This is a genomic window from Aliidongia dinghuensis, assembly GCF_014643535.1.
In the GTDB taxonomy this organism is placed as follows: domain Bacteria; phylum Pseudomonadota; class Alphaproteobacteria; order ATCC43930; family CGMCC-115725; genus Aliidongia; species Aliidongia dinghuensis.
In genome coordinates this window covers 58,187-82,686 of sequence record NZ_BMJQ01000011.1, presented here as the reverse complement: position 1 = coordinate 82,686, position 24,500 = coordinate 58,187, and the positions used below count along the sequence as shown (strand labels likewise).

23 protein-coding genes are annotated in these 24,500 nt (G+C 68.4%); 15 read left to right on the top strand and 8 right to left on the bottom strand.

Annotation, left to right across the window (positions count from 1 at the left end; all coding sequences use genetic code 11):
- Positions 1-54 precede the first annotated feature (54 nt).
- The 3 genes from IEY58_RS20630 (at position 55) to IEY58_RS20620 (ending at position 4,301) form a co-directional block, all read left to right on the top strand.
- A complete protein-coding gene (locus IEY58_RS20630; protein WP_189049270.1) occupies positions 55-1,857 on the top strand; it encodes a chloride channel protein in 1,803 nt (600 codons plus the stop codon).
- A 219-nt stretch (positions 1,858-2,076) separates the two neighbouring features.
- Positions 2,077-3,930 (top strand): chloride channel protein, encoded by a 1,854-nt coding sequence (locus IEY58_RS20625; protein WP_189049268.1) that lies wholly within the window; start codon positions 2,077-2,079, stop codon positions 3,928-3,930.
- A gap of 14 nt (positions 3,931-3,944) precedes the next feature.
- Positions 3,945-4,301, top strand: coding sequence for a hypothetical protein (locus tag IEY58_RS20620; RefSeq protein ID WP_189049266.1), 357 nt, complete (start codon positions 3,945-3,947; stop codon positions 4,299-4,301).
- On the opposite strand, the gene IEY58_RS20615 is transcribed toward IEY58_RS20620, so the two are convergent.
- A complete protein-coding gene (locus IEY58_RS20615; RefSeq protein WP_189049264.1) occupies positions 4,286-4,528 on the bottom strand; it encodes a hypothetical protein in 243 nt (80 codons plus the stop codon). The genes IEY58_RS20620 and IEY58_RS20615 overlap by 16 nt on opposite strands.
- A gap of 191 nt (positions 4,529-4,719) precedes the next feature.
- Here IEY58_RS20615 and IEY58_RS20610 point away from each other — a divergent pair, with 191 nt between their 5' ends.
- From IEY58_RS20610 to IEY58_RS20590, 5 genes are all read left to right on the top strand, one after another.
- Positions 4,720-6,306, top strand: coding sequence for a glucan biosynthesis protein (locus IEY58_RS20610; RefSeq protein ID WP_189049262.1), 1,587 nt, complete (start codon positions 4,720-4,722; stop codon positions 6,304-6,306).
- A 119-nt stretch (positions 6,307-6,425) separates the two neighbouring features.
- Positions 6,426-7,421 (top strand): alpha/beta fold hydrolase, encoded by a 996-nt coding sequence (locus IEY58_RS20605; protein ID WP_189049261.1) that lies wholly within the window; start codon positions 6,426-6,428, stop codon positions 7,419-7,421.
- Positions 7,422-7,449: 28 nt separating this feature from the next.
- Entirely contained in the window at positions 7,450-8,121 is a 672-nt protein-coding gene (locus tag IEY58_RS20600; RefSeq protein ID WP_189049259.1) for an antibiotic biosynthesis monooxygenase family protein, read from the top strand.
- A 350-nt stretch (positions 8,122-8,471) separates the two neighbouring features.
- Entirely contained in the window at positions 8,472-9,119 is a 648-nt protein-coding gene (locus tag IEY58_RS20595; protein ID WP_189049257.1) for a GIY-YIG nuclease family protein, read from the top strand.
- Between the two features lie 151 nt (positions 9,120-9,270).
- Positions 9,271-10,320, top strand: coding sequence for an aldo/keto reductase (locus IEY58_RS20590; RefSeq protein ID WP_189049255.1), 1,050 nt, complete (start codon positions 9,271-9,273; stop codon positions 10,318-10,320).
- A gap of 118 nt (positions 10,321-10,438) precedes the next feature.
- Here the strand turns inward: IEY58_RS20590 and IEY58_RS20585 are convergent, their stop codons facing one another.
- A complete protein-coding gene (locus tag IEY58_RS20585) occupies positions 10,439-10,642 on the bottom strand; it encodes a hypothetical protein (RefSeq protein ID WP_189049253.1) in 204 nt (67 codons plus the stop codon).
- A 260-nt stretch (positions 10,643-10,902) separates the two neighbouring features.
- Here IEY58_RS20585 and IEY58_RS20580 point away from each other — a divergent pair, with 260 nt between their 5' ends.
- The 5 genes from IEY58_RS20580 (at position 10,903) to IEY58_RS20560 (ending at position 16,740) form a co-directional block, all read left to right on the top strand.
- Positions 10,903-11,388 (top strand): GNAT family N-acetyltransferase, encoded by a 486-nt coding sequence (locus tag IEY58_RS20580; RefSeq protein ID WP_189049251.1) that lies wholly within the window; start codon positions 10,903-10,905, stop codon positions 11,386-11,388.
- 47 nt (positions 11,389-11,435) lie between these two features.
- Positions 11,436-12,992 (top strand): RimK family protein, encoded by a 1,557-nt coding sequence (locus IEY58_RS20575; protein ID WP_189049249.1) that lies wholly within the window; start codon positions 11,436-11,438, stop codon positions 12,990-12,992.
- A gap of 204 nt (positions 12,993-13,196) precedes the next feature.
- Complete coding sequence (locus IEY58_RS20570; RefSeq protein ID WP_189049247.1) at positions 13,197-14,726, top strand: acyl--CoA ligase; 1,530 nt, start codon at positions 13,197-13,199, stop codon at positions 14,724-14,726.
- Entirely contained in the window at positions 14,723-15,703 is a 981-nt protein-coding gene (locus IEY58_RS20565; protein ID WP_189049245.1) for a 2-dehydropantoate 2-reductase, read from the top strand. The genes IEY58_RS20570 and IEY58_RS20565 overlap by 4 nt, the downstream gene beginning before the upstream one ends.
- Positions 15,704-16,101: 398 nt before the next feature.
- Positions 16,102-16,740: a peroxiredoxin gene (locus IEY58_RS20560; protein ID WP_189049244.1), complete on the top strand. Its 639-nt coding sequence runs from the start codon at positions 16,102-16,104 to the stop codon at positions 16,738-16,740.
- A gap of 139 nt (positions 16,741-16,879) precedes the next feature.
- On the opposite strand, the gene IEY58_RS20555 is transcribed toward IEY58_RS20560, so the two are convergent.
- The 6 genes from IEY58_RS20555 to IEY58_RS20530 all read right to left on the bottom strand — a co-directional run bounded on the left by IEY58_RS20555 (position 16,880) and on the right by IEY58_RS20530 (position 22,769).
- Positions 16,880-18,355 (bottom strand): carbohydrate porin, encoded by a 1,476-nt coding sequence (locus IEY58_RS20555; RefSeq protein ID WP_189049242.1) that lies wholly within the window; start codon positions 18,353-18,355, stop codon positions 16,880-16,882.
- A gap of 77 nt (positions 18,356-18,432) precedes the next feature.
- The gene (locus tag IEY58_RS20550; protein WP_189049241.1) at positions 18,433-18,669 is read right to left on the bottom strand and encodes a hypothetical protein; all 237 of its coding nucleotides are present in this window, start codon (positions 18,667-18,669) and stop codon (positions 18,433-18,435) included.
- 103 nt (positions 18,670-18,772) lie between these two features.
- Positions 18,773-18,994, bottom strand: coding sequence for a hypothetical protein (locus IEY58_RS20545; RefSeq protein ID WP_189049239.1), 222 nt, complete (start codon positions 18,992-18,994; stop codon positions 18,773-18,775).
- The gene (locus tag IEY58_RS20540) at positions 18,991-20,646 is read right to left on the bottom strand and encodes a Na/Pi cotransporter family protein (RefSeq protein WP_189049237.1); all 1,656 of its coding nucleotides are present in this window, start codon (positions 20,644-20,646) and stop codon (positions 18,991-18,993) included. Before IEY58_RS20540 ends, IEY58_RS20545 begins: the two co-directional genes overlap by 4 nt.
- A gap of 229 nt (positions 20,647-20,875) precedes the next feature.
- Entirely contained in the window at positions 20,876-21,073 is a 198-nt protein-coding gene (locus IEY58_RS20535; RefSeq protein WP_189049235.1) for a hypothetical protein, read from the bottom strand.
- 55 nt (positions 21,074-21,128) lie between these two features.
- Positions 21,129-22,769: an NRAMP family divalent metal transporter gene (locus IEY58_RS20530; protein ID WP_189049233.1), complete on the bottom strand. Its 1,641-nt coding sequence runs from the start codon at positions 22,767-22,769 to the stop codon at positions 21,129-21,131.
- A 648-nt stretch (positions 22,770-23,417) separates the two neighbouring features.
- On the opposite strand from IEY58_RS20530, the gene IEY58_RS20525 reads away from it, so the two are divergent.
- Together IEY58_RS20525 and IEY58_RS20520 are read left to right on the top strand one after the other, a co-directional pair.
- Entirely contained in the window at positions 23,418-23,693 is a 276-nt protein-coding gene (locus IEY58_RS20525) for a metal/formaldehyde-sensitive transcriptional repressor (RefSeq protein ID WP_189049231.1), read from the top strand.
- A 93-nt stretch (positions 23,694-23,786) separates the two neighbouring features.
- Entirely contained in the window at positions 23,787-24,491 is a 705-nt protein-coding gene (locus tag IEY58_RS20520) for an MgtC/SapB family protein (protein ID WP_189049229.1), read from the top strand.
- Positions 24,492-24,500 lie beyond the last annotated feature (9 nt).

Genomic DNA, 24,500 nt, shown 5'->3' with positions numbered 1-24,500 from the left:
TCGTACTGCGATATATTAACGTCACTCGTTTCATGCCAGCCCGGACCCGTGACCATGCGTCAGACGCCCACGCCTACGCCAGCCCAGCCGCATCAGCGCGAGCGGCTCGGCGACTTCACCGCCGACCGCCAGGTGCTGGTGCTGATCGGCATGGCGCTCGTGGTCGGCACCGGCGGAGCGGCGTCGGCCTGGGTGCTGCTGAAGCTGATTGCACTGGTCAGCAATCTCGTCTGGTTCGGCCAGTTGGTAACCGGGACCGTCGACATGGCGACCGTCACGCGCGGCCCATGGATGGTCGCGGCGCCGGCGGTGGGCGGGCTCGTGATCGGCCTCATGGCGCGCTACGGCTCCGAGAAGATCCGCGGGCACGGCATTCCCGAGGCGATCGAGGCGATCCTGATCGGCGGCAGCCGCATGCAGCCCAAGGTCGCCGTGCTGAAGCCGCTGTCGTCGGCCATCTCGATCGGCACCGGCGGCCCGTTCGGCGCCGAAGGCCCGATCATCATGACCGGCGGCGCCATCGGCTCGCTGTTCGCGCAATGCTTCCGCCTGACGGCGGCGGAACGCAAGACGCTGCTCGTCGCGGGTGCGGCGGCCGGCATGACCGCGATCTTCGGTACGCCGATCGCGGCGGTGCTGCTCGCGGTCGAGCTGCTGCTGTTCGAGTGGAAGCCGCGCAGCTTCATTCCGGTCGTGACGGCCGCCGTCGTCTCGGCCGCCTGGCGACCGGTGCTGTTCGGCGAGGGGCCGCTCTTCCCCTATACGGGCCATCCGGACCTGCCCTGGTGGGGCCTTGCCGCCTGCGTCGGCGTCGGCCTCGTCGCCGGCCTGCAGTCGGGTGCCATGACGCGCCTGCTCTACGCCGCCGAAGACCTGTTCGACCACCTGCCGATCCACTGGATGTGGTGGCCGGCGATCGGCGGCGTGCTGGTCGGCCTTGGCGGCCTCTTCGAGCCGCGGGCCCTGGGCGTCGGCTACGACATCATCGCCGACCTGCTGTCCGGCCACATGGCGCTCGGCGCCGCGACCGGCCTGCTTCTCGTCAAGAGCGCCATCTGGCTGCTGGCGCTCGCCTCCGGCACCTCGGGCGGCGTGCTGGCGCCGCTCCTGATCCTCGGCGGCACGGCGGGCTTCCTCGAAGGCCAGCTGCTGCCCGGTGGTGCCTCGTTCTGGGCGCTCCTTGGCATGGCGGCGATGATGGGCGGCACCATGCGCTCGCCCTTGACCGCCGTGCTGTTCGCAATCGAGCTCACCGGCAACATGAGCGTGCTGCTGCCGCTTCTGGCCGCGACCGGCACCGCGCATGCGGTCACCGTGCTCCTGCTCAAGCGCTCGATCCTGACCGAGAAGATCGCGCGGCGCGGCCAGCACATCACGCGCGAATACAGCATCGACCCGTTCGAGCTGCTGCGCGTCGGCGACGTGATGGTGACGGCGGTCGACACGCTGCCGGCCTCGATGCCGATCGACGAGGCCGTCGGGTTCTTCCTGGCGGACGAGCGTCGGCACAAGTCTTATCCGGTGGTCGACGCGGAGGGGCGGCTCGTCGGCATGGCGGCGCGCGCGGACGCGCTGCGCTGGCGCACGGAACGGCCGCATGGGCGGGAGACGCTCTATGACGCGCTGTCCGACCGCTCGCTCGCCGTCGGTCACGCGGACGAGGTGCTGGGCCGGCTCGCCGACCGGATGGTGGCGGCGGATATCGGCCGCATTCCGATCGTCGAGCCGGCGACCAGACGCGTCGTCGGCCTCGTCGCCCGGAAGGACCTGCTGCATATCCGCGCCGGCGTCACCGCGGCGGAAAACGACCGCGCTGCCTTCTTCGGCCGGGATGAGCTGAACCCGGCCGGCACCTAGGGCCGAGTCGAACTGAGCGGGATCGCGCGGCCATTCCGCTCAGTTCGCGAATCCATCCCTCATCAAATAGTTAGGGCATGGTTCAGCCCCTTTCGCCGCGCTAAAGTCCCGCAGGTTTCGCACCGCGGCATGATAGGCGTTGCCTCGCCGCTTCAGCCTCGGTAACCATCGGGTAGCAGGCGGCAACGGCCGGCTGTTCTTTCGGTACGGCAGCCTATCGTGACCCTGGCACAGCGGGTTCGAACCCTGAATGGTCTGGCCCCCCGGCTTCGTCCCGGCGGCGGGCGCGGCGGGCCACGCGCGCTGCCTGCAGCCTGGACCGCTTTCCGCAACAGCGAGATGGCGATCATCCTGCTCTCCGGCGTGCTGGGCCTCTTCGTGGGCCTGGGTGTCGTGGTCCTGCGCGTCACGGTGACGGCGATCCATTCGGTCCTGTTCGGCATCCCCTGGGGCGGGCATCTGTCCGACGGGTTCAGCCTCGACTGGTGGCAGGTCGCGTTCATTCCCTGCGCGGGCGGCGCGGTCGTGGGCGGCGTCGCCTGGGCGATCAAGCGCCGGCGCCCGCGCGAGACGGTCGACCCGATCGAGGCGAACGCGCTCTTCGGCGGGCGCATGTCGCTGACCGACAGCCTCAACCTGGCGCTCTTGACCGTGCTCTCGGGCGGTTGCGGCGCCTCGGTCGGGCTCGAGGCCGCCTATACGCAATGGGGTGCCGGCTTCTGTTCCAACATCGGCCACCGCCTGTCGCTCCGGCGCGACGACATGCGCACGCTGGTCGGCTGCGGCGCCGCGGCCGCGATCGCGGCGGCGTTCGACGCGCCCCTGGCCGGCGCGTTCTATGCGTTCGAGCTCATCATCGGCAATTACGCGGTCGCCAACCTCGCACCCGTGCTGCTGGCAGCGCTGGCCGGCACCTTCACTGCGCGTGACCTGATCGGCGAGGACCTGGCCTTCGCCACCAGCCGTGCCGGCCACCTCGGCACGCCAGACTACTTCCTGTTCGTGCCGGTCGGCCTCGGCGCCGCCGGGCTCGGCATGATCGTCATGCAGGGCGTGACCGCGACCGAGCAATGGATGCGCCGCCAGGCGATCCCGCCCTGGGTCCGCCCGCCGATCGGCGGGCTCGTCGTCGGCATCGTGGCGCTGATCTATCCGCGCGTGCTCGGCAGCGGCCACGGCGGCATCGTCGCGAACCTGCATTTCACCTTCGCGCTGCCCTATCTCTGCGGCCTGATCGCGGCCAAGATCGCGGCCTCGGCCATCTCGATCGGCGTGGGCTTCCGCGGCGGCCTATTCAGCTCCTCGCTGTTCCTCGGCACCCTCTTCGGCGGCGCGGTCGTCATGGCGCTCGAGACGGTCGCCCCCTCGCTGCACCCGGACCCGCTCGTCTATACGCTGGTCGGCATGGGCGCGGTCGGCGCGTCGATCGTCGGCGCGCCGATCACCATGATCCTCCTGGTGCTGGAATCGACCCGCGACTTCGCCGCGACCGTGGGCGTCACGGTCGGCGTGATCGCGGCCACGGTCGCGGTCCGCCGCTGGTTCGGCTATTCGTTTGCAACCTGGCGCTTCCACCTGCGCGGCCTCAAGATCAAGGGTGCCGAGGACATCGGCTGGATCGACAGCTTGACCATCAGCCGGGTGATGCGGCGCGACGGCAAGTCGGTGCCGGTCGAGATGTCGGTCGCGGCCATGCGCAAGGCGTTCCCGCTCGGCGCCGTGCCGCAGCTGTTCGCGATCGAAGACGGCCGCCTGGTCGGCATCATCGAGCCGACCGACCTCTGGACGCCCGACCTGGGCGGCATCCCGGAGGAAGTAACCGCCGCAGACCTGATGACGCCGGTCGCAGCCACCCTGCTTGCGACCGACAACCTGCAGAGCTCGCTCCGGAAATTCTCGGAGACGAAGGCTGAGATCCTGCCGGTCGTCGACGATCCGGACCGCATGGAGCTGATCGGCTACCTGACCGAGGCCGAGGCGCTCAAGTCCTACAGCCAGGAGCTCGAGCGCCACCGCAGCGACATGATCGGCGAGGCGCGGCTGGTCTCGACCGCGCTCACGCCGGAAGGCTGAGGGAGGCAGCGTTGATGTACGCATTGATCTTCGCCCTCGGTTTCGCCGCCTTCACGCTCGGCGGCTTGACCGACCGCGTCGGCGAGCACGAGCCCTGGCTCGAGGCGGCGACGCTCGTGGCCCTGGGCGTAGGCTTCGTGCTGGGTGCCATTCCGCGCGGCTGGTCGATCGTGCCGCGCGCCATCCTGCCGCTGCCGACCTTCCTCGTGTTCCTCACCATCCTGACCGACCGGAAGCCGGTGATGCCGTTCTATGCCGCCTTTGCCGCTGCGGCGTTCTACGCGCTGTTCATCACGTCCTACGCGAGCTTCCTGTCGCATCGGAACCGGCCGGACGAGCAGCCGGTCGACGAGGATCATTCGCAGGTATAGCTGACGCTCATGTCGTTGCCGTGGCCGGTGACGGTCTTGTAGTAGGGCCGCGTGTTGCCGGAGCAGTTGCTGTTCGCCGTGAGCTCAAGCTGGGACAAGCTGCCGCCGCTCAGCGTATAGATCGGCTGTCCCAGGGCGTCCTTGCCGTCGACGCTCGGCGTCCTGGTGGTGGCGCAGCCGGCACAGGTGGCGACGGCAAGAGCCATCAGGCCCACACGATAAAGCACGATCCTCTCCCCCTTTCCGGGCCATCTGAGCCGGGCAACCGGCGCGTGGCCTTCTCCTCGTCGAACGTCCAACACCGCGACCGCGCAAAGGTTTCCTCCGCGCAGCACCCAAGACCTTGCGGCATTTGACTGGACCGCCGCAATGGCTAAGGTCGCGGCATTTTCGATGTTTTCTCGAGGATCCGCCGTTCATGTCCGTGTCCATCGACCGCCGTTCTGTCCTGAAGGCCATCGCCGCGTCGACGGCCGCCGGGCTCGTCGCGGGCGGCGGCAGCCGCGCGCTCGCGGCAGAGGACAACCTCAAGCTCGGCAATCCCGCGGCCTTCTCGTTCGACAGCCTCAAGGACACGGCCCGGCGCATGGTCGGCGAGCCCTATGCCGGCCCGGCCCGGCCGGCACCGGACGTGCTGAAGAAGATCGACTACGACGCCTGGGGCAAGATCCACTTCAACACCGATCACGCGCTCATGGCCGACGAGCGCTTCCCGGTAACCTTCTTCCATCTCGGCATGTTCTTCCAGAAGGCGATCGAGATGCATGTGGTCGAGGGCGGCGAGGCGCGCGAGATCATCTACGACCAGTCCTATTTCGACATGCCGGCAGATTCGGTCGCGCATCAGCTGCCGAAGGGCGCCGGCTTCGCCGGTTTCCGCATCCAGGAGCCGCGCGACGGCAAGCTCGACTGGCGCAAGAACGACTGGGTCGCCTTCCTGGGTGCGTCATATTTCCGCGCGATCGGCGAGCTCTACCAGTACGGCCTTTCGGCGCGTGGGCTGGCGCTCGACACCGCCGTCGCCGGCAAGCCCGAGGAATTCCCCGACTTCACCAAGATCTATATCCAGAAGCCCGAGACGGACGACGCGGTCACCGTCTACGCGCTCCTGGACGGCCCCTCGGTCGTCGGTGCCTACAAGTTCGTCATGGCGCGCGGCAAGGGCGTCGTCATGGATATCGAGCAGGCGCTGTTCCTGCGCCAGGCGGTCTCGCGCTTCGGTCTGGCACCCTTGACCTCGATGTACTGGTTCTCCGAGACCGAGAAGCAGACGGCGGTCGACTGGCGACCGGAGATCCATGATTCGGACGGCCTCGCCATGTGGACCGGCTGGGGCGAGCATCTGTGGCGCCCGCTCAACAACCCGCCGCACAGCATGGCCTCGGCCTTCAGCGACGAGAATCCCAAGGGCTTCGGCTTGCTTCAGCGCGACCGGATGTTCGATCATTACCAGGACGGCGTCCATTACGAGAAACGGCCGAGCCTGTGGGTCGAGCCGCGCGGGCAATGGGGCAAGGGTGCCGTCCAGCTGATCGAGCTGCCGACCGACGATGAGATCCACGACAACGTCGTCGCCATGTGGGTGCCGGAGAAGCAGCCGGCGCCCGGCACCGAGTTCAATCTCGCCTACAAGCTGCACTGGCTCGCCGACGAGCCCTACCCGACCGACCTCGCCCGTGTTGTCGCGACCCGGCTCGGCAACGGCGGCCAGCCGGGCCAGCCGCGCCCGAAGAACGTGCGCAAATTCGTGGTCGAGTTCCTGGGCGGCCCGCTCGCCAACCTGCCGTTCGGCGCGACGCCGGAAATGACGCTGCAGACCGCGCGCGGCCACGTCACCGACTACAAGCTGGTGGAGGCGGTGCCGGATGGCGTGCCCGGCCACTGGCGCGCCCAGTTCGACCTGGCCGGCGTCGAGGGCAAGGACCCGGTCGAGCTGCGCCTGCAGCTGACCGTGAACGGCAAGATCGCGACCGAGACCTGGCTGTTCCAGTACCACCCGTTCTGACCGACGCCCGCGAACCCCGAAATGCTTCGCCTACGGGCGAAGCGTTTCGCGTCGACGGGAGCCCGCCCGAGATCCGATGTTTGACGGCATGACCGAACCGACAAACAGAGGATCTTCCCATGACCGATACCGGTCCGAAGCTCGACCTGGCCGAGCGGCATGTCCGCATCCCGAGCCCGCACGAAGGGCTCTCACTGTTCCTGCGCCACCTGTCGCCGACGCGGCCGGTGGACCGGGCATTGGGTACCGCGCCGCGCGTCGTGCTCTATGTCCACGGCGGCACTTTCCCGTCGGCCCTCTCGATCGCCCATCGCTTCGACGGCCGGTCCTGGCGCGACGAGCTCGCCGCCGCCGGCTATGACGTCTGGGGCCTCGACTTCCACGGTTTCGGCCGGCTCTCCGATCCCTATCCCGAATTCGCGCTGCCGGCGGAAAGTGTCGCGCCCTTGGGCCGCGCCGATGCGGCGAGCCGCCAGCTCGAAGCTGCGGTGCGATACATCTCTGCCCACCACCACATCCCACGGATCTCGCTCATCGCCCATTCCTGGGGCACGATCGTCGCCGGCCGCTTCGCCGGACGCTGCCCCGACCTCGTCGACCGGCTGGTGCTTTTCGGCCCCATCGCGCGCCGGGAGCCCTCGGGCGAGCGCATTCGCCTGCCCGGCTGGCGCCTGATCTCGCTCGAAGATCAACGGACCCGCTTCACCGAAACCGTGCCGCCCGGCGAAGCGCCGGTGCTGCTCAGGCGACATTTCGACGAATGGGGTGAGCGCTACCTCGACGTCGATCCGGAAAGCCGGACGCGCGAGCCCGCCGCGGTCAAGGTGCCGGGCGGCGCGTTCCAGGATATCTATGACGCCTGGGCCGGCGAACTCGCCTACGATCCTGGCCTGATCGAGGCCCCAGTCGCGATCATCCGCGGCGAATGGGATAATCTCTCGACCGACGAGGACGCGCGCTGGCTGTTCGACGCCCTCTCGGCCTCGCCCGTCCGCCGCGATATCAAGATCAGCCGCGCGACGCATCTCATGCATCTCGAGGTCGGCCGCTTGGCGCTCTACCGCGAGACGGAAGCCTTTCTCGCCGGCGGCGACGCGGCGCAGGACGCCGCTTGAGCCCCCTGCAAAACCGAGGAGGAGCGCCATGTTCGCCGTCATCTTCGAGGTGAAGCCGCGGCCGGAGCGCTGGGACGACTATCTGGCGCTCGCCAAACTGCTGAAGCCGGAATTGGAGCGAATCGACGGCTTCGTCGACAATGAGCGGTTCGAGAGCCGCCGCACCAAGGGGCGCCTCTTGTCGCTGTCGACCTGGCGCGACGAGAAGGCGCTCGTCCGCTGGCGCACGCTCGCCATCCACCATCAGGTCCAGGAAAAGGGCCGCTTCGAGGTATTCGAGGATTATCACCTGCGCGTCGGCGAGATCACCGCGGACGATTGCCCACCCACCGGCCCCGCTGTCGCCCAGCAGCGCTTCGACGAGACCGAGGTCGGCCTCGCCAAGGCCGTCACCATCAGCGAGCTCGACGCCGCTCCCGACGGCACACCGGCCTGCTCCGATCTGGCACAGGCGCTGGGCGTGCCGCCGGCCGGCGGCGCCGGAGTCGCGGACCAGGAGCTGTTCGACAGCATCTATAGCCCGGGCAAGCAGTTGCTGCTCGTGTCCTGGCGCGATGCTGCGGCCGCGGAGGCCTGGCGCCCCGGCCGCGTTGCCGCCGGCGCGCCGCGCCATCGCCAGGTCCGGATCATCCGCGACTACGGCATGGTCGACCGCCGCGAGGCGCCGCAATATTACCCGCCGGCCGGCGCCGGTGTCTGAGGCGCGGGTGTCTGAGGCGCGGGTGTCTGGCTGGAGATCCCAGCCTCTGCGGAAAAATATTTTCGAACGGGTTCGCACCCGGCTTGGTTGAACCTCGCCCCCAGTCGAAACGCCTACGCTCGCGTCACAATATTTTAAATATCGGCAGGCGGCACAAGGAATTAGCTGGGTCGCCGCGGACGGGCTGACGCAGCCCCGCCTCGCGCTGATTGTATTCCGCAAGCCTGCACCGGAATGACGCGCCCCCGAATCTTCCGGAAATCAAGGGCGTAGGCGAAGAAATCGGGCTATGCGCTGGTTTGAGGATTGAGGTACGCTGCCATATCTGACGAACCTTCCTTATGGGCAGAATGGCAACCGTGGAAAAACCCCACGCAGGATATGTCTATGTCTTGCGCCCGCAGGTCCTGATAGACGGAAAGCGGATCATCAAGATCGGCTCGACCACGCGAAGCGTTGCCGAACGCGTGCGCGAACTGGAGAATCGTTCGTCGGTCGCATTCGAAGCGATCTACAGTATCTGGGTCGATGATGCTCGGGCGCTGGAATTGCAGCTCCACGCGCGATACGCGAATCACCGCATGGTCGGCGGCAGCGTCGGCTTCTACCATCTGCTTCCCGAAGACGTCATTCCCGACATCGAGGCGATCGCGGCAGGCCACGGCGGCACGAGCTTCAAGGAGGCGCATGCCGACAAACGCTCTGCCCCTGCCAAGAAGGCCGGCCCGCGTCGGAAGATCGCCGCACCGCGGGTCAAGGCGTCGCTCGAAATCGCCTCCTACATCATCTGGTTCCTTGCCACGATGCTGCTGGGCTTCGGCGCGATCCTCTATGCGCCGGTTGAGATTCCCCGGGAGTTCGAGGTCTACGCGGTCGGCGCGTCGCTCATCGTGGCCGCGATCGTCGCCAGGGTCATCCTCGTCTCCGCCAAACGCCTGATCGAGATCTGCTTCTTCAGCCACCGGTTCAGCCCGGCGATGCGCGAGAAGGAGCATTGAGAGCCCAATACTGCTGATCCGGGCCGGCACCCCTCCGGTTGAGCGCAGCCCCGCACGGAATAGGGTCCGGCCCCATTGCCGTGCCCGACGGCGCCCCCATCTCTTGCGGGTTCGAAGGCCGACGCGCCTGCCCTTTTCCCGGAGTCTTCCCATGCGCTACAACCAGCTCGGCCGGACCGGCCTGTTCGTCTCGGAGCTTTGCCTCGGCACCATGACCTTCGGCGGGACGGAGGGGCATTGGCAGGCAATCGGCCAACTGGACCAGGATGCGGCCGACGCGCTGGTGCGCCGCGCGCTCGACAGCGGCATCAACTTCATCGACACGGCCGACGTCTATTCACGCGGCGTCGCCGAGGAGATACTGGGCCGCGCGCTGCAGAACCTCGAGGTCAAGCGGTCCGACGTCGTGATCGCGACCAAGTTCTACGGCACCATGGGCGCCGGCCCGAACGACCGCGGCGCCTCGCGCGGCCATATCATGGACGCGGTCGAGGCAAGCCTCGAGCGGCTGCAGACCGACCATATCGACCTTTACCAGATCCACGCGACCGATCCCGTGACGCCGATCGACGAGACGCTGCGCGCGCTCGACGACCTGGTCTCGAGCGGGCTCGTCCGCTACGTCGGCGTGTCGAACTGGGCGGCCTGGCGCATCATGAAGGCGCAGGGCATCGCCGAGCGGCAGGGCTGGGCGCGGTTCGAGACGGTGCAGGCCTATTACACGATCGCCGGCCGTGACCTGGAGCGCGAGCTGGTGCCGATGATGCGCGACCAGCAGATGGGCCTCATGGTCTGGAGCCCGCTCGCCGGCGGCCTGCTGTCGGGCAAGTACGGTCCGGGGTCGAACGGCGGGCCTGAAGGCTCGCGGCGCCTCACCTTCGACTTCCCGCCGGTCGACAAGGACCGCGCCTGGGCCTGCGTCGAAGCGATGCGCCCGATCGCGGCCCGCCACGGCGTGTCTGTCGCCCGCGTGGCGCTCGCCTGGTTGCTGGCCAAGCAGCACGTCACCAGCATCATCATCGGCGCCAAGACCGTCGAGCAACTCGACGACAATATCGCCGCGACCGCGCTCACGCTCAGCGAGGACGAGGTGAAGGCGCTCGACGAGGTGAGCGCGCTCGCCCCGGAATATCCCGCCTGGATGGAAGCGCGCCAGGGCGCCGACCGCCGGCCGAAGCCGTTCGGCGCCGCGCGCGGCTGAAGAACTACAGACGTTATCTCCGTCATTCCCGCGAGAGGCGGGAATCCAGGGCAACCACGCATCTAGCGCATGCCTCTGGGTCCCCGCCTCCGCGGGGACGACGGCAGGGGGTCATGCCTCACGACCGCCCTTTAGGCGGCAGCAGCACGACCGCACCCACCGCGCCCCGGCCGTAAAGCGCGCGCAGGATCGCCGCCTGCGCGCTGTCGGCCGACGACCCCGCGATTGGCCCTGCGACGCCGCGCGTCACCCAATGGCCGGCGCCGTCCTCGGTGACGATCGCACACCGCCGGACCCGGTCCGTCCGCTGCCGCTTCGCCATGATGCGTTCCCCTGCCTTTGCAGATGGTCCATGGAACCTTATGGCCCCCTGCGAAAACAATATGTGGCGATTGGGCTCGCCATAAAAACCCCGTGAATTCGCAGGACTCCCAAGGACTGTCCCTTGGTTTCTTCATGGCTTTTTGACGCCACGACTTCGTTTGTCCGCTTGTTTCTTCATGGCCGCATCGCGAGCTTGAAAGGCGGAAATATTCCGCAACGAGAGGACGGCGCGGCCATGGCCGAATACCGGAACCGACGGTGACGCCCGAGGAACGAACTCTGGCGCCGCTTCTGCGCGTCGCAACGCCGGCCGACCGGCCGGCGCTCGAAGCGCTCGAAGCGGCAAGCTTCTCCCAGGACCGGATCTCGGCCCGGAGCTGGCGCCGGCTGCTGCGCCGCCCGAGCGCGCTCATCCTGGTCGCCCCGGCCGCCGCGGGTCTTGCCGGCGCGCTCGTCATGCTGTTCCGCCGCGGCAGCCGGATCGCACGGGTCTATTCCATCGCGGTCGCGGCCGCCCAGCGCGGCAACGGCTTCGCCCGGCTGCTGCTCGGCCGCGCCGCCGATGCCGCGCAAGAACGCGGCTGCCGGGCGGTCCGGCTCGAAACCCGGCTCGACAATCACAACGCACAATCGCTGTTCGCCCGCGAAGGTTTCGCCGTCACCGGTCGAACCGACGATTACTACGAAGACGGCATGGCGGCCCTTCGGCTCGAACGGCCGCTGCCGCCTGCCTACTCGCATTAGGCCCACTCGGGTTAGCCCATTCCCATCAGGAGGACGAACGAAAGCCGATGTCCGGCCCCATCATCATCGTCGAAAAACGCGCGGACTTCCGTTGGGACGATCCGCACAACCGGGTCATCACCTTCGAGGATTACCTGAAATCCGGCGACGGCGCCGGGCGGCGACGCAAGGTCGTCAACCTGTGCCGCGACACCGCCTATCTCGGCGTCGGCTATTACTGCTCGCTCCTGGCCGAGGCGCGCGGCGAGCGCGTGACGCCGGGGCTCGACGACTTGCTGGAACTCGGCCGCAAGCGCCATTACGCCCACCGGATCGGCGAGCTCAACCGGCTGCTGGAAGCCCCCGTCGACCTGCCGCGCTCGATCGGCAGTTTCGCGGTCCATGTCTATTTCGGCCGGGTCGAGGACGCAGGCTTCGCGCGGTTGGCACTGCGCGCTTTCGAGCTCTTCCGCTGTCCGCTGATGGAAATCGCGTTCGAGCGCGTCGACGGCATCTGGTCGGTCAGCGCCATCAGGCCGCTCGACCCGCGTGACGTGCCGCCCGAGCGCGACCGGCTGTTCCTGGACGCGCTCGACGCCTATACCCACCGGCTGTGGCGCCGCGCCCGGTCGGCCCCCGCGGCGCGGCTCGATCTTGCGATCCTGCACGACCCGGACGATCCGATGCCGCCCAGCCGGCGCGAGACGCTTCAGCATATGGGCCGCATCGCCGAGACCATGGGCATCGCCACCCATCTCATCACCAGGCGTGATCTCGCGCGGCTGACGCAGTTCGACGCGCTGTTCATCCGCGAGACGACGGCGGTGCCGCACCATACCTTCCGCTTCGCCAAGAAGGCGGAGCGGGCCGGCATGCCGGTGATCGACGATCCGGCCTCGATCCTGCGCTGCACGAACAAGGTGTTCCTGGCCGAACTCCTGCGCGGCCATGGCCTGCCCACGCCGCGCACCCAGCTCCTGACCAAGGCGACCGTGGCGCCGTTCGCCGAGCGGTTCGACCAGCCGGCCGTGCTCAAGATCCCGGACGGCTCGTTCAGCCAGGGCGTCAAACGGGCTGCCGGCGCTGACGAGTTCACTGCGATCGCCCAGGACATGCTGCGGCAGTCCGAGATCATCCTGGTGCAGGAATTCATGTACACGCCGTTCGACTGGCGCATCGGCGTGCTCGCCGGCGAGCCGCTCTTCGCCGCGCGCTATTTCATGTGCGACGCCCATTGGCAGATCATGCAGCACGGCGCCGACGGCTCCCATGTCGAGGGCCGCACCCAGGCGGTGCCGCTCGACCGGGTGCCGGCCGCCGTGCGCGACACGGCGGTTGCTGCCGCGCGGCTCATCGGCGACGGTTTCTATGGTGTCGACCTCAAGGAGACCGATGCCGGCGTCTTCATCATCGAGATCAACGACAACCCGAACCTCGACCGCGGCATGGAGGACGGCGTCGCCGGCGACGCGGTCTATCTGGCCCTGCTGCAGCGCTTCATGACGCTGTTCGAGCAGCGTGCCGGGCGCGAGCCGCCAGCCGGCCAGCCGACCGCCACGATCAGGCCATTGCATTCCGCCAATGTGCTGACCATGCCGACGCTGGCCCTGGGTCGACAGCGCTAGCTGAAGAGTCCTTGGGGGGCTCGCCAACGCGGCGCAATTCGCCTGCCCTCGCCCCTACGACCCGTCCACGGCTCAGGCGCTACGCCTGAGCCCGGAGCCGCACGGACGGCGATCCCGGGGCTTGCGCGCGGGTGTCTTCGTGGGCGACCCTCACCCGACAGGAAGGCGCCGCGGACGAACGGTGCCCAGGCGAGGAGCAACGCTTTGTCCCATCCGTTCGAGACGATTCCGGAACTGATCACCCAGGGGCAGCCGGAGGATGCCGCGATCGGCGCGCCGGGGCGGCCGTCGCTCACCTTCAGCGGGCTGCAGGATCTGACCGCCCGCACCATCGCCACCCTCAACCGGGTCGGCATCGGCCGCGGCGACCGGGTTGCGATCGTTCAGCCAAACGGGCCGGAGATGGCGACCGCCTTCGTCGCCGTCGCCGCGGGCGCCACCAGCGCGCCGCTCAATCCGGCCTACCGGGCCGAGGAATTCGATTTCTACCTGGGCGATCTCGGCGCCAAGGCTTTGCTGATCTTGCGCGGCTTCGAGAGCCCGGCGCGCGCCGTCGCGGCTGGGCGCGGCGTGCCGGTGATCGAACTCGTGCCGTCGGACGGCACCGCCGGGGATTTCACCATCGACACGGGCGCGCTCGCCCCGGCGGCGGCACGGACACCGGGTCCGGCCGCGGCGGACGACGTGGCCCTGGTGCTGCATACCTCGGGCACGACGTCGCGGCCGAAGATCGTGCCGCTGCGCCAGCGCAACCTCGCGGCCTCGGCCCGGCACATCGGGGCAACCCTGGGGCTCGAGCGCGGCGACGTCTGCCTCAACATCATGCCGCTGTTCCACATCCATGGGCTGATCGCGGCCGTGCTCTCGAGCCTCGCCGCCGGCGCCGCGGTCAGCTGCTCGCCCGGCTTCAACGCGCTCAAGTTCTTCGGCTGGCTCGAGGAGGTCAGGCCCAGCTGGTACACGGCCGTGCCGACCATGCACCAGACGATCCTCGCCCGCGCCGACCGCCACAAGGACGAGATCGCGCGCGGCCGGCTCCGCCTCGTCCGTTCGTCGAGTGCATCCTTGCCGCCGCAGGTCATGGCATCGCTCGAGGCCACGTTCGGCGCGCCGGTCATCGAGGCCTACGGCATGACCGAGGCCGCGCACCAGATGGCGTCGAACCCGCTGCCGCCGCGTCCGCGCTTCGCGGGCTCCGTCGGCATCGCGGCCGGGCCCGAGATCGGGATCATGGACGAGGCGGGCACGCTGCTCCCGACCGACGCGCTGGGCGAGGTCGTGATCCGCGGCCCGAACGTCACCGACGGCTACGAGGCCAATCCCGAGGCCAACGCCAAGGCATTCACGAACGGCTGGTTCCGCACCGGCGACCAGGGCTATCTCGATGCCGACGGCTACCTGCGCCTGACCGGGCGCCTGAAGGAGCTCATCAACCGCGGCGGCGAGAAAGTGAGCCCGCTCGAGGTCGATGCGGTGATGATGGACCATCCGGCTGTGGCCCAGGTCGCCACATTCGCGATCAAGCACGACAAGCTGGGCGAGGAGGTCGCGGCCGCCGTCGTGCTGCGCGAGGGCATGAGCGTCGAGGAGCGGACCTTGCGCGATTTCGTCGCGGCACGCCTCGCCGACTTCAAGGTGCCGCGCAAGATCCTGTTCATGACCGAGATCCCCAAGGGGCCAACCGGCAAGCTGCAGCGCATCGGGCTCGCCAAGCAGCTGGGCCTCGATCCATGAGCCGCCGGATCGCGATCTTCGGCGCCGGGGCCATCGGCGGGCTGCTCGGCGCGAAGCTGGCACTCGCCGGCGTCGACGTCACGGTCGTGGCGCGCGGCCCGCATCTGGCGGCGATGCGGGCGCGCGGCCTCACGCTCATCAGCGGCGGCGAGCGCCATGTCGTGCCGGTGAGAGCCGTCGAGGACCCGGCCGAGGCCGGCGTGCAGGACTATGTCATCGTCACCTTGAAGGCCCATTCGCTGCCCGCCGCCGCCCCGGCCATCGCCCGGCTGATGGGGCCGGAGAGCGCGCTCGTCACCGGGATCAACGGCATCCCCTATTGGTATTTCCACGGGCTCGACGGGCCGTTGAGCGGCCGGCACGTCGAGAGCGTCGACCCTGACGGCGTCGTCTGGCGCACGCTGCCGCCCGCGCAAGTGATCGGCGCCGTCGTCTACCCAGCCGCCGAAGTGGTCGAGCCGGGCGTGATCGAGCATACCTACGGCGACCGTTTCAGCCTGGGCGAGCCCGACGGCAGCCGCAGCGAGCGTGGCCAGATCCTGTCGCAGCTCCTGGTCCAGGCCGGCTTCAAGGCGCCGCTCCGCCCCGGCATCCGCGACGAGATCTGGGTCAAGCTGTGGGGCAACCTCGCCTTCAACCCGCTCTCGGCGCTGACCGGCTCGACGCTCGACCGGCTCGGCACCCGCCCCGACCTGCGCGCGGTCGCCCGTACCATGATGCTCGAGGGCCAGGCGGTCGGCGAGGCGGTCGGCGCCAAGTTCTCGATCGACGTCGAGAAGCGTATCGACGGTGCCGCCGAAGTCGGCGCGCACAAGACCTCGATGCTGCAGGATCTGGAGCGCGGCCGGCCGATGGAGATCGACGCGCTCTTGGGCGCCATCGTCGAGCTGGGCCGCTTGACTGAGGTCGCAACACCGGCATGCGACCTGATCCTGGCGCTGGTGCGCGAGCGGGCGCGCCTTGCCGGCTGCTACTGACAGGATGGCGGTGGCACTTGCGCAGAAAACAATATATTGGCGCTCTCGCCAGTATATTGACAGCACCGAAACCCGCCGCTAGGTTCGCCTCGGCCCCGACACTGCCGATATCGGCAACGGGGCCCGCGGGAATTTGACGGGCAGCTTGCGCCGCGACATCAAACGCTAAAGCGCCACGGGGGAGATCCCGTGGGCCCAGGAACGTACCTGGAGTTTGGTCATGGACCGACGGTGCCCAGCGCGACTCGTGCCGCCCTTCCGTTCGATATCTTCCAGAATGCCGACCCCGACCAGACCGTGTGAGCCCGGGCCGCGGTCTGGGCGTCCGCGTGCCTGAGCCAAACCCCGCATCAGATCAAACGCCCGTATCAGATCAAACGACGGAGTGTCCTTAAATCATGTCCATTCAACTGGGTACCATCGCCCCCGATTTCACGCAGACGTCCAGCACCGGCGAGATCCGCTTCCACGATTGGCTGGGGTCGAGCTGGGGCGTGCTGTTCAGCCATCCCAAGGACTTCACCCCGGTGTGCACGACCGAGCTCGCCGAGGCCGCGCGGCTCAAGCCCGAGTTCGACAAGCGCAACGTCAAGATCATCGGCCTTTCGGTCGACAGCTCTGAGAATCACGGCAAGTGGGCCGACGACATCGAGGAGACCCAGGGCCAGAAGCTCAACTTTCCGGTGCTGGCCGACGGCGACCGCAAAGTCTCGTCGCTCTACGGCATGATCCATCCCGAGGCCGATCCCTCGGTCACGGTGCGCGCGGTCTACATCATCGATGCGAACAAGAAGGTCCGGCTGACGCTCACTTATCCGCCGTCGACGGGCCGGAACTTCGCCGAGATCCTGCGCGTGATCGACAGCCTGCAGCTGACCGACCAGCACAAGGTCGCGACCCCGGTCAATTGGACGGACGGCGACGACGTCATCATCGTGCCGTCGCTGTCGGACGCCGACGCCAAGGAGCGCTTCCCCGAGGGTTGGAAGACGCTGAAGCCGTACCTGCGCGTCGTGAAGCAGCCGAAGCGCGCCTAAAGCCAACGCAGCATCCAGCGCGATCGGCGGGGCGGCAACGCCGCGTCCGCCTCGCCCTCGACACTGGAAGGGCCGGTCCGATTGCCCGTCGGACCGGCCCCGCTGTTTTCAGGCCCCCGCTTTTCTCAGCCCGCTCGTCTCAGAACGTGACCGTCGTGCGCAGGCCAATCACGAAGGCATTGCCGATCGTCCGCCGCTGCGACGGGTCGCTCGGCAGCGGCGCGTTGCCGCCGGGGTGCACGATATATTGCAGGTCGGGCTGCAGCTGCCACCAGGGCGTCACCTGCGCCATGTAGGTCAGCTCGATGGAGCTCTCCTGGTCGCGCACCGGCCGCCCAGGCACGAGGCGCAGGAAATCCGCATCGAGCCGGCTCGCCCTGTTCGAGATCCGGCTGTAGCTGGCCGCCAGCCCGACCTGATCGTCGTCGCGCCCCTCGAGCGGTCCCTTGAAGCTGAAGCCGCCGGCGGCATCGAAATCCACCAGGTTCCGGTCGGCCGGCGCACCCATGACACGGGCAAAGGCGGACAGGCCCTGGTCGTCCGTCCCCGGCCGCCGCCATAGCATCTGGTCGGCGATCGCATAGATGCTCCAGTCGCCGTTATGCTGCCGCGCGACACCGTTTGAGCGCGGGTCGGCGAGCGACAGGCCCAGGCGATCGAAATGCTGGTCAGCGAACGGCTGGGAGTCGTACCAGGCGCCGAGCTTGTACGTGCCTGGCAAGCCCTCGGCATCCTTCGACTGGTTGATCGCATATTGCGCCTCGAGGAAGGCCAACACGCCGTCGCTGAAGCGGAAGGCGGTGCCGGACGGGTTGCGCAATTGCGGATCGCCGGCGCCCGGACCGGCCGGATCACCATTGAAGGCGCCGGCCAGGACCGTCAGCTGGTCCGTCGGCGCGAGCTTCAGCCGGACGCCGGGTGTCGCAAACGGATAATCCGGCCCGCCCGACGGCTGATCGAGCGACGGCAGCGCCGGATAGCCGAAGTTCGAATTGACGAAGAGCGTCGCCGTCTTGCTGATGATGAACTCGTCGTCGACCGCCTGCTGGCCGATGCGGACCGAGGCGGCGCCGTCGAACAGAGCCTGTTCGAAATAGAGGTCGGACAACAGGCTGCCGCGATCGGCCTCGACGCTGCTCTGCGGCATCAGGCTCTTCACATTGTTGGCGCTGAAGCCGCGGCCATGGATCTGCCAGGCGCTGGCATGGATCGTGGCCCCGGTCCAGCCAGACAGCTTCTCGAGGTCAAGGTCGAGCGTCAGCGCGGTGAGCCCCTCGTAGAGCGCACCGGTCTTGGCGCCGCCCGTGACATTGGCCAGCAGGTCGCTGGTCTCGACCACGCCGAGCTTGATGCCGGCATCCTGGAGCGTCGAGCGCACGCCCCCCCAGTCGCCGGTGAGCGTATCGCGCTCCCAGAAGCCGGTCGGCTTGGCAGCGTCGGCCGGCGCGTCGCCGCCGGGGGCTTGGGTCGCGCCACCCTCGGCGGCGGGTAGCGTCGCGGCGGGTAGCGTCGCGGCCGGCGCCTCTTGGCTCATGGCCGGATGCGTCAGGCCCAGCGTGAAGGCGATTGCGGCGAACCCCAACAGGGGCGGCGCCTTCAGTCGGACGTGCTTCATCGAACTCTTCTCCAGTCGTTTCGCCGCCGCCGCTTCCCGACTTCGACGCGATGACGTCGGACAGATCACCGCAACGATCATCTGTCGCCGATTTTTGTTACCTTTCGATGATGCCCCTGGTCGGCGAGGCCCTTGGCCCGGTGCCGCCGCCTGAGCGCCATGGCGTGGCGCGTCAGGCGATCGGACCAACCGAGCGCGGTGCCGATCTGTCGGGGGCCGATCAGGCCGAGCCGCCACAGCCCGCGCGCACTGGTCAGCACCAACGCGGCGCCGACCAGGCAGGCGTGGACGCAGAACGACGGGCTACGCTTCACCGCCCGACCGCCAGCAGGATGATCCGCCACAGCACGAGGCGGCCCGGCATGCCGCATCGCTCCGCAAGGCGCCACCCGGCTCGCCCATCCCGCTCCGCCCAGCTCACGCGCCACCGTCGCGGCGGCGTGCTTGCCGCCTGTCGATCACCATCCGCAAGCCGAGCCGGGCCGCCGCCAATTCCGCGGCGATCTCGTCGCCAGGCGCCGGGAGTTCGGCGCGAAACCGTTCCAGCGCTCGCTCGAGCCGCGTCATGGCGCGCGGCAAGAGGTGATCGAGCAGGCGGATATCGTCGCTTTCCCGATGGAATGCTTGAAGGCTCTTCATGGGCATGCCTCCGTCGATTCAGTTGCCGATTGTCGGGACTCGGCCTCCGGCAGGGGGTAAGCGACCGCCGCCAGGTGGGAGTCGATCTGCTTCAGGTCACGCAGCACGGCCAGATAGAGCGCGCTCGCGTCGAGGCCCGACGCGGGATTGCTGTTGCGCAGGCTCGCGAGATGCTGCGTCGCCAGAGCGTGTTCGCGCTCATTGAAACGCCGCTTGGCGTCGAGCAACGCGCGCGCCCCGCGCTCGTCACCGGAAATCAGCGTCGAGAGTGCCAGCCTCAGGTTGTCGAGCAGCAGCCCGAAGAGCGACGTGACAGCCTCGGCCTCGACCGGCGGCAGCACGATGTCGCCACGCAGCTTGCGAAAGCCGCTCGTCGCCAGGCCGCGCTCGACGACATCCGTCGCGTGGCCGAGGCTGACGATGAAGGCGAGCATCTTGAACCGTCGGCGGGCGTCGTCCTCGTTCATGGCGTCTTCGCCGATGTGGGCGACATAGGCCTTCACCGCTTCCAGCAGGCGATCGACCGTCTTGCCCATCCCGCTCAGCTTGGCAGCACCGGCGGAATTGGGTGCGAGCAGGGCGTCCTGGGCGGCGCGCAGCATCGTCTCGACCGTTTCCGCAACCCTGAGCACCTCGCGCGTCGCATTGGCGAGCGCCAGATGCGGCGTATCGAGCGCGGCGTAATCGAGAAACAGCGGCATTGCCGGGTCCGATGCCTTGGCCTTGGCCGGCAGCAGCCGCGTCAGAAGACGGCCCAGCGGATCGAGGAAAAATACTGACGCGATCGCGAGCAGCAGGTTGAAGGCCGTGTGGAAGTCCGCCACAAGGCGGGCGGGATCCGCGGCCAGCGTGCCGAGCAGGCGCGCAAGCGTGCTGAGGAAAGGAAGCGCCAGGATACACCCGGCGAGCCGGATGAGCATGTTGCCGAGCGGCAGTCGCTGTGCCACGCGGTCCTGTCCGGCACTGAGGAGAGCCGGGACAGTCGAGCCGAGATTGGCGCCCAGCACGAAGGCCAGGCTCGCCGCAGGCGGCAGGGTTCCGGACATCGCAAGCTGGCTCACCAGCAGCACGACGGCGACGCTGGAATGGGTCGCCCAGGTCAGCACGGCCGCAAGCACGAGGTCGAGCACCGGGTCGCCCGTCAGGCTGGCGAGCAGTTCCCTGAGTGCCGGTGCCGCCGCCGCCGGTTCGAGGGCAATGCCGAGGAGATGCAGCGCCAGCAGCATCATGCCCAGGCCAAGCCCGATCCGGCCGAGATCGCGTCCACCCCGCTTCGTGCCATGCTTGAAGGCGGCGAAGCCGGCAATCAGGAACAGCGGCACGACCTTCGAGACGTCGAAGGACAGGATCTGCACGACCAGGGTTGTGCCGAGATTGGCGCCGAGCATGATGGCGAGGCCAGGCACCAGGTCGAGCGCGCCCTGACCCGCGAAGGACGCCGCCATCAGGCTTGTCGCCGTGCTCGACTGCAGCAGCACCGTCAGGCCCGCGCCGGCGAGCATGGCCCGAACCCGGTTGCCCAGCATGCGGCCCAGCACCCGGCGCAGGTCGGCCCCATAGGCACGCATGATGCCGTTGTGGACCATATGCATGCCCCACAGCAGCAGAACGACATCGCCTGCCAGATCGAGGAGCGTCCAGGTCGCGCTCATGGCTCTGCCCGGCGGCAGTCCGCGGACCAAATCGTGGCTGTCATTTCCGTCTCCGTCGCTGGCCGGCAGCGGAGACGGACGCCGAAACCCTAGCCCGTGATCGGGTAGAGCCCGCCGTTCCGCCGCCGGTGCGCCGACTGCGTTCGAATGTCAAACCCCGCCCGGTCCCGACGCGCGTCGGGATCGGGCCTGTGCGGTTGTCCGTCCATCGTCCTCGCTCTCGATCGTGTCACGACGGCGGCTGGCTCGCGGGACGTGCCTGAACCCGCTCCCAGCGAGCGGCTTGCTGCCGAGCCGCAAGGTCGAGCAGCCTCGATTCCGCTCCCGACCGATCGTGGGACGCCATCCAGACCGCGCAGCACCAGAGCGCCCGCGTCGAGAGTGTTGCGAGCTCGCACATCGCCTTGCCTTGCATCACGCCGTTCATCGCACTCTCCTGGTCGCCGGGGCGGCGCAACCACCGCCCCGTTCCACGCCTCCCGTCATTCGCCGCCCCCGACCGCGAGCAGCACGATGCGCCAGAGCACCAGCCCGCCGGCACCGACCAGATAGAGCCGCAGCACGCTCATCCAGATCTTGTTCTGCAGCGACAGCCGAACGGCCTTGAGCCGATCGAGCGGCGGCATCCGCCAGGTTGCCTGGCCGGTGCGGTCGATGGGCCGGACCACATCGCCACGGCTGCGATGGATCGCCCAGCTGATCGCCGCCACGACCACCGTGACGCCGCCCCCGGCTTCCAGCATGAGGACGATGGTGTCGCCCTCGATGTCCGGGAAGATGACCGACGCCGTCAGGATGATCGAGAGCGTGACGAGGATGGCGATGACGGCGCCGGTGAACAGGTTCAGCCAGCGGCCGTTGACCCAGGGCCCCAGCACCGCCTTGTCGTTGCACAGCAGCAGCAGGAACACGGTGGCGCTCGGCAGCAGGACGCCGGCCAGGCTCTGCACCGCGTTGGTGAGCAGCCCGAGCGGCGTGCCCGGCGTCAGCACGAGCGCCGCCGCCAGCGCGATCAGCCCGGCATAGACCGCGTAGAAGCCCTTCGCGTCCGTCGCCTTGCGATGCAGCGAGTGCTTCAGCGACAGCACATCGCCCAGCGCATAGGCCGTCGACAGCGACACGGCGGCAGCGCCGATGATGCTGGCGTCGATCAGCGCCACCGCGAACAGCACGCCCGGCACCTTGCCGACGTATTTTTCGAGCCCCGCCGACACGCCGCCGGCATCGGTGAAATTGCCGAACTCGGCCTGGCCCTGGAATGTTGCCGCCGTGAACGCCATCATGGCGACAGCGCCGATGATGACGAGCACGATGCCGAACCACAGGTCGGCGCGCTCATACCGCATGAAGCGCGGCGTGATGCGCTTGTCGATGACGTAGCTCTGCTGGAAGAACAGCTGCCAGGGCGCCACCGTCGTGCCGACGATGCCGATGATCAGCAGCATGACGTCCGCCAGTTTGCCGTCGGCCGGAAGCTGCGGCTTGACGAAGTCGAGTGCCACCTGCCCCATCGGCGGATGCACCGCCAGGAACACCGGCACCAGCAGCAGGCTGCCGAAACACAGGAGCATCGCGAACCGCTCGAAGCGGCGGAAGTCGCCGGTCCCGGCGGCGGCGATCACCAGCACGGCTGCGGCCACGACGCCGAGCTCCTTGGAGATGCCCAGATAGTCGAGCGCCAGCGTGATGCCGATGAACTCGGTCACGATGGTAAGCGCGTTCAGGAGGAACAGATCGATGACGCTGAACGCGCCCCAGAACTTGCCGAACCGGGCGAAGATCAGCCGGGCATGGCCGACGCCGGTGACGGCGCCAAGACGCAGCACCATCTCCTGGTTCACGTAGAGCACGGGCACCAGCAGCAGCAGCGTCCAGAGCAGGCTCGTGCCATAGTTCTGGCCGGCCTGGGTATAGGTGCCGAACGCGCCCGCGTCATTGTCGCCGACCATGACGATGAGGCCGGGGCCAAGAATGGCGAGCAGGGTCTTGAAGCGCGCCCACCAGCCGGTGCGCGGCGCGATGTCGCCCTGGCGGATCGTGCCGAATGCCCCGCGGATATCGCCCAAATGGGCGTCGTCGAGCACCGCCGAACGCGGCGCGTTGTCGATTTCGATGGCGGACATGGCAGTCCTCCTCTTTCACAGAAACTTGCGAAGATGCTGATCGCGCCGCGGCGCGCCTAGGGTCGGCCGCCGCGGCGGCGGGCGGGCCTCACGGGCGGCCGGTCAGGGCCGCCGGATGGGAAACGGTCAAGCCGGGTCGTCGCCGGCCGGTTGCCAGCGGCACACCAGCGCGCCGTCGGGCGCGCGCTGCCAGCGGGCGCGGGCTCCCAGCGGGCGCGGCGCAAAGCCACCCGGCACGAGGCGGAGACGCGCACGGAGCGGGGTCGCGGACGCGGACACGAAATCCCCAACGGGGACGAGGGAGAGAAAGGCGGCCATCGGCGCCTCCTTTTAGCTCGGACAGTTGCTCGAGCTCGGGAGGCTGCGGCCGCCGGACGGCGTCAACGCGCGGGCGTCGACACCTCCAACACGGTCACAAGGGCCGCCCGAGCGATGGACGAGCTCAGCGATGCCTGTGCAATAGACGCGGAGCGCCTACTGTGACAGTCGATCGACGAGCTGCTAGATCGCGGGTTCATGTGATCCCTTGAGCTGGTTGAAACAGTCGGATGCCGCCGGAACGACGACCGACCGGCCGGGCACGCGCATTTCTGCCCGCGTTCGGCCGTGGTCGTGATATATACCCTAGAGGGGTATGGGACAAGAGACATGACACACTCGGAAAAGGAAAAGCAGAAGCTCGTGAATCGCATGCGTCGGATCCGCGGCCAGATCGACGCGATCCAGCGCGTGCTGGAGGAGGACGGCTCCTGTCTCGCCATCTTGCAGCAGGCGACCGCCTGCCGGGGCGCGCTCGACGGCTTCATCGCCGAAGTGGTCGAAGACCATATCCGCGAGCATGTGATCGATCCCGAGCGGCGCGGCAGCCCGCAGAGCGAGGCCGCCGAGGAGCTGATCGAGATCATGCATTCCTACCTGACCTGAGGTTCCTCTCCGCTTCCGGCGGCACCGATCTTCAAACTGTAACAATCCGGCGGCAGCATGCGCGGCCGAACTTGAGGAACGGAACGGGCGGCGATGGATTGGCACGTCATTCTGCTGCGCTTGGGCTACGCGCTGCTGCTGGGCTCGGCGATCGGCTTCGAGCGGCAATGGCGCCAGAAGATGGCTGGCTTGCGCACGAATGCGCTGGTGGCGCTCGGCGCCGCCGGCTTTGTCGTGTTCTCCGGCCTCTATCCGGGCGAAGGCAGCCCGACGCGCATGGCGGCGCAGATCGTCTCGGGCATCGGCTTCCTCGGCGCCGGCGTCATCATGCGCGACGGCTTCAATGTCCAGGGCCTGAACACGGCCGCGACGCTCTGGTGCTCGGCCATGGTGGGCGCCTTCTCGGGCGGCGGCTTCTTCATCGCGAGCGGCATCGCCGCGGCTTTCGTCGTGGCGACCAACATGGTGCTACGGCCGCTCGTGCGGCTGATCAACCGGCAAGGCTCGACCGCGGCGAGTGAGGTCGAGACGCACTATGCGGTTTCGGTCACCTGCCGGGCCGCCGAGGAGGCGCATATCCGCTCGCTGCTGCTGCACGCGCTGTCCGGCGCCGGCCTCGGCCTCCGCCGGCTCGACAGCGAAGACGCCCCGGACACGGTCAAGGTGGTGGTGACAGCCCAGGCGGTGGCAGCGTCGCCGAAGCATGCGGCGCTGGAGCAAATCATCGGGCGGCTCAGCCTCGAGCCCTATGTCTCGGCCGCCCGCTGGCAGGTCGAGCGCCAGGTGGCGGACGTCTGAACGGGCAGA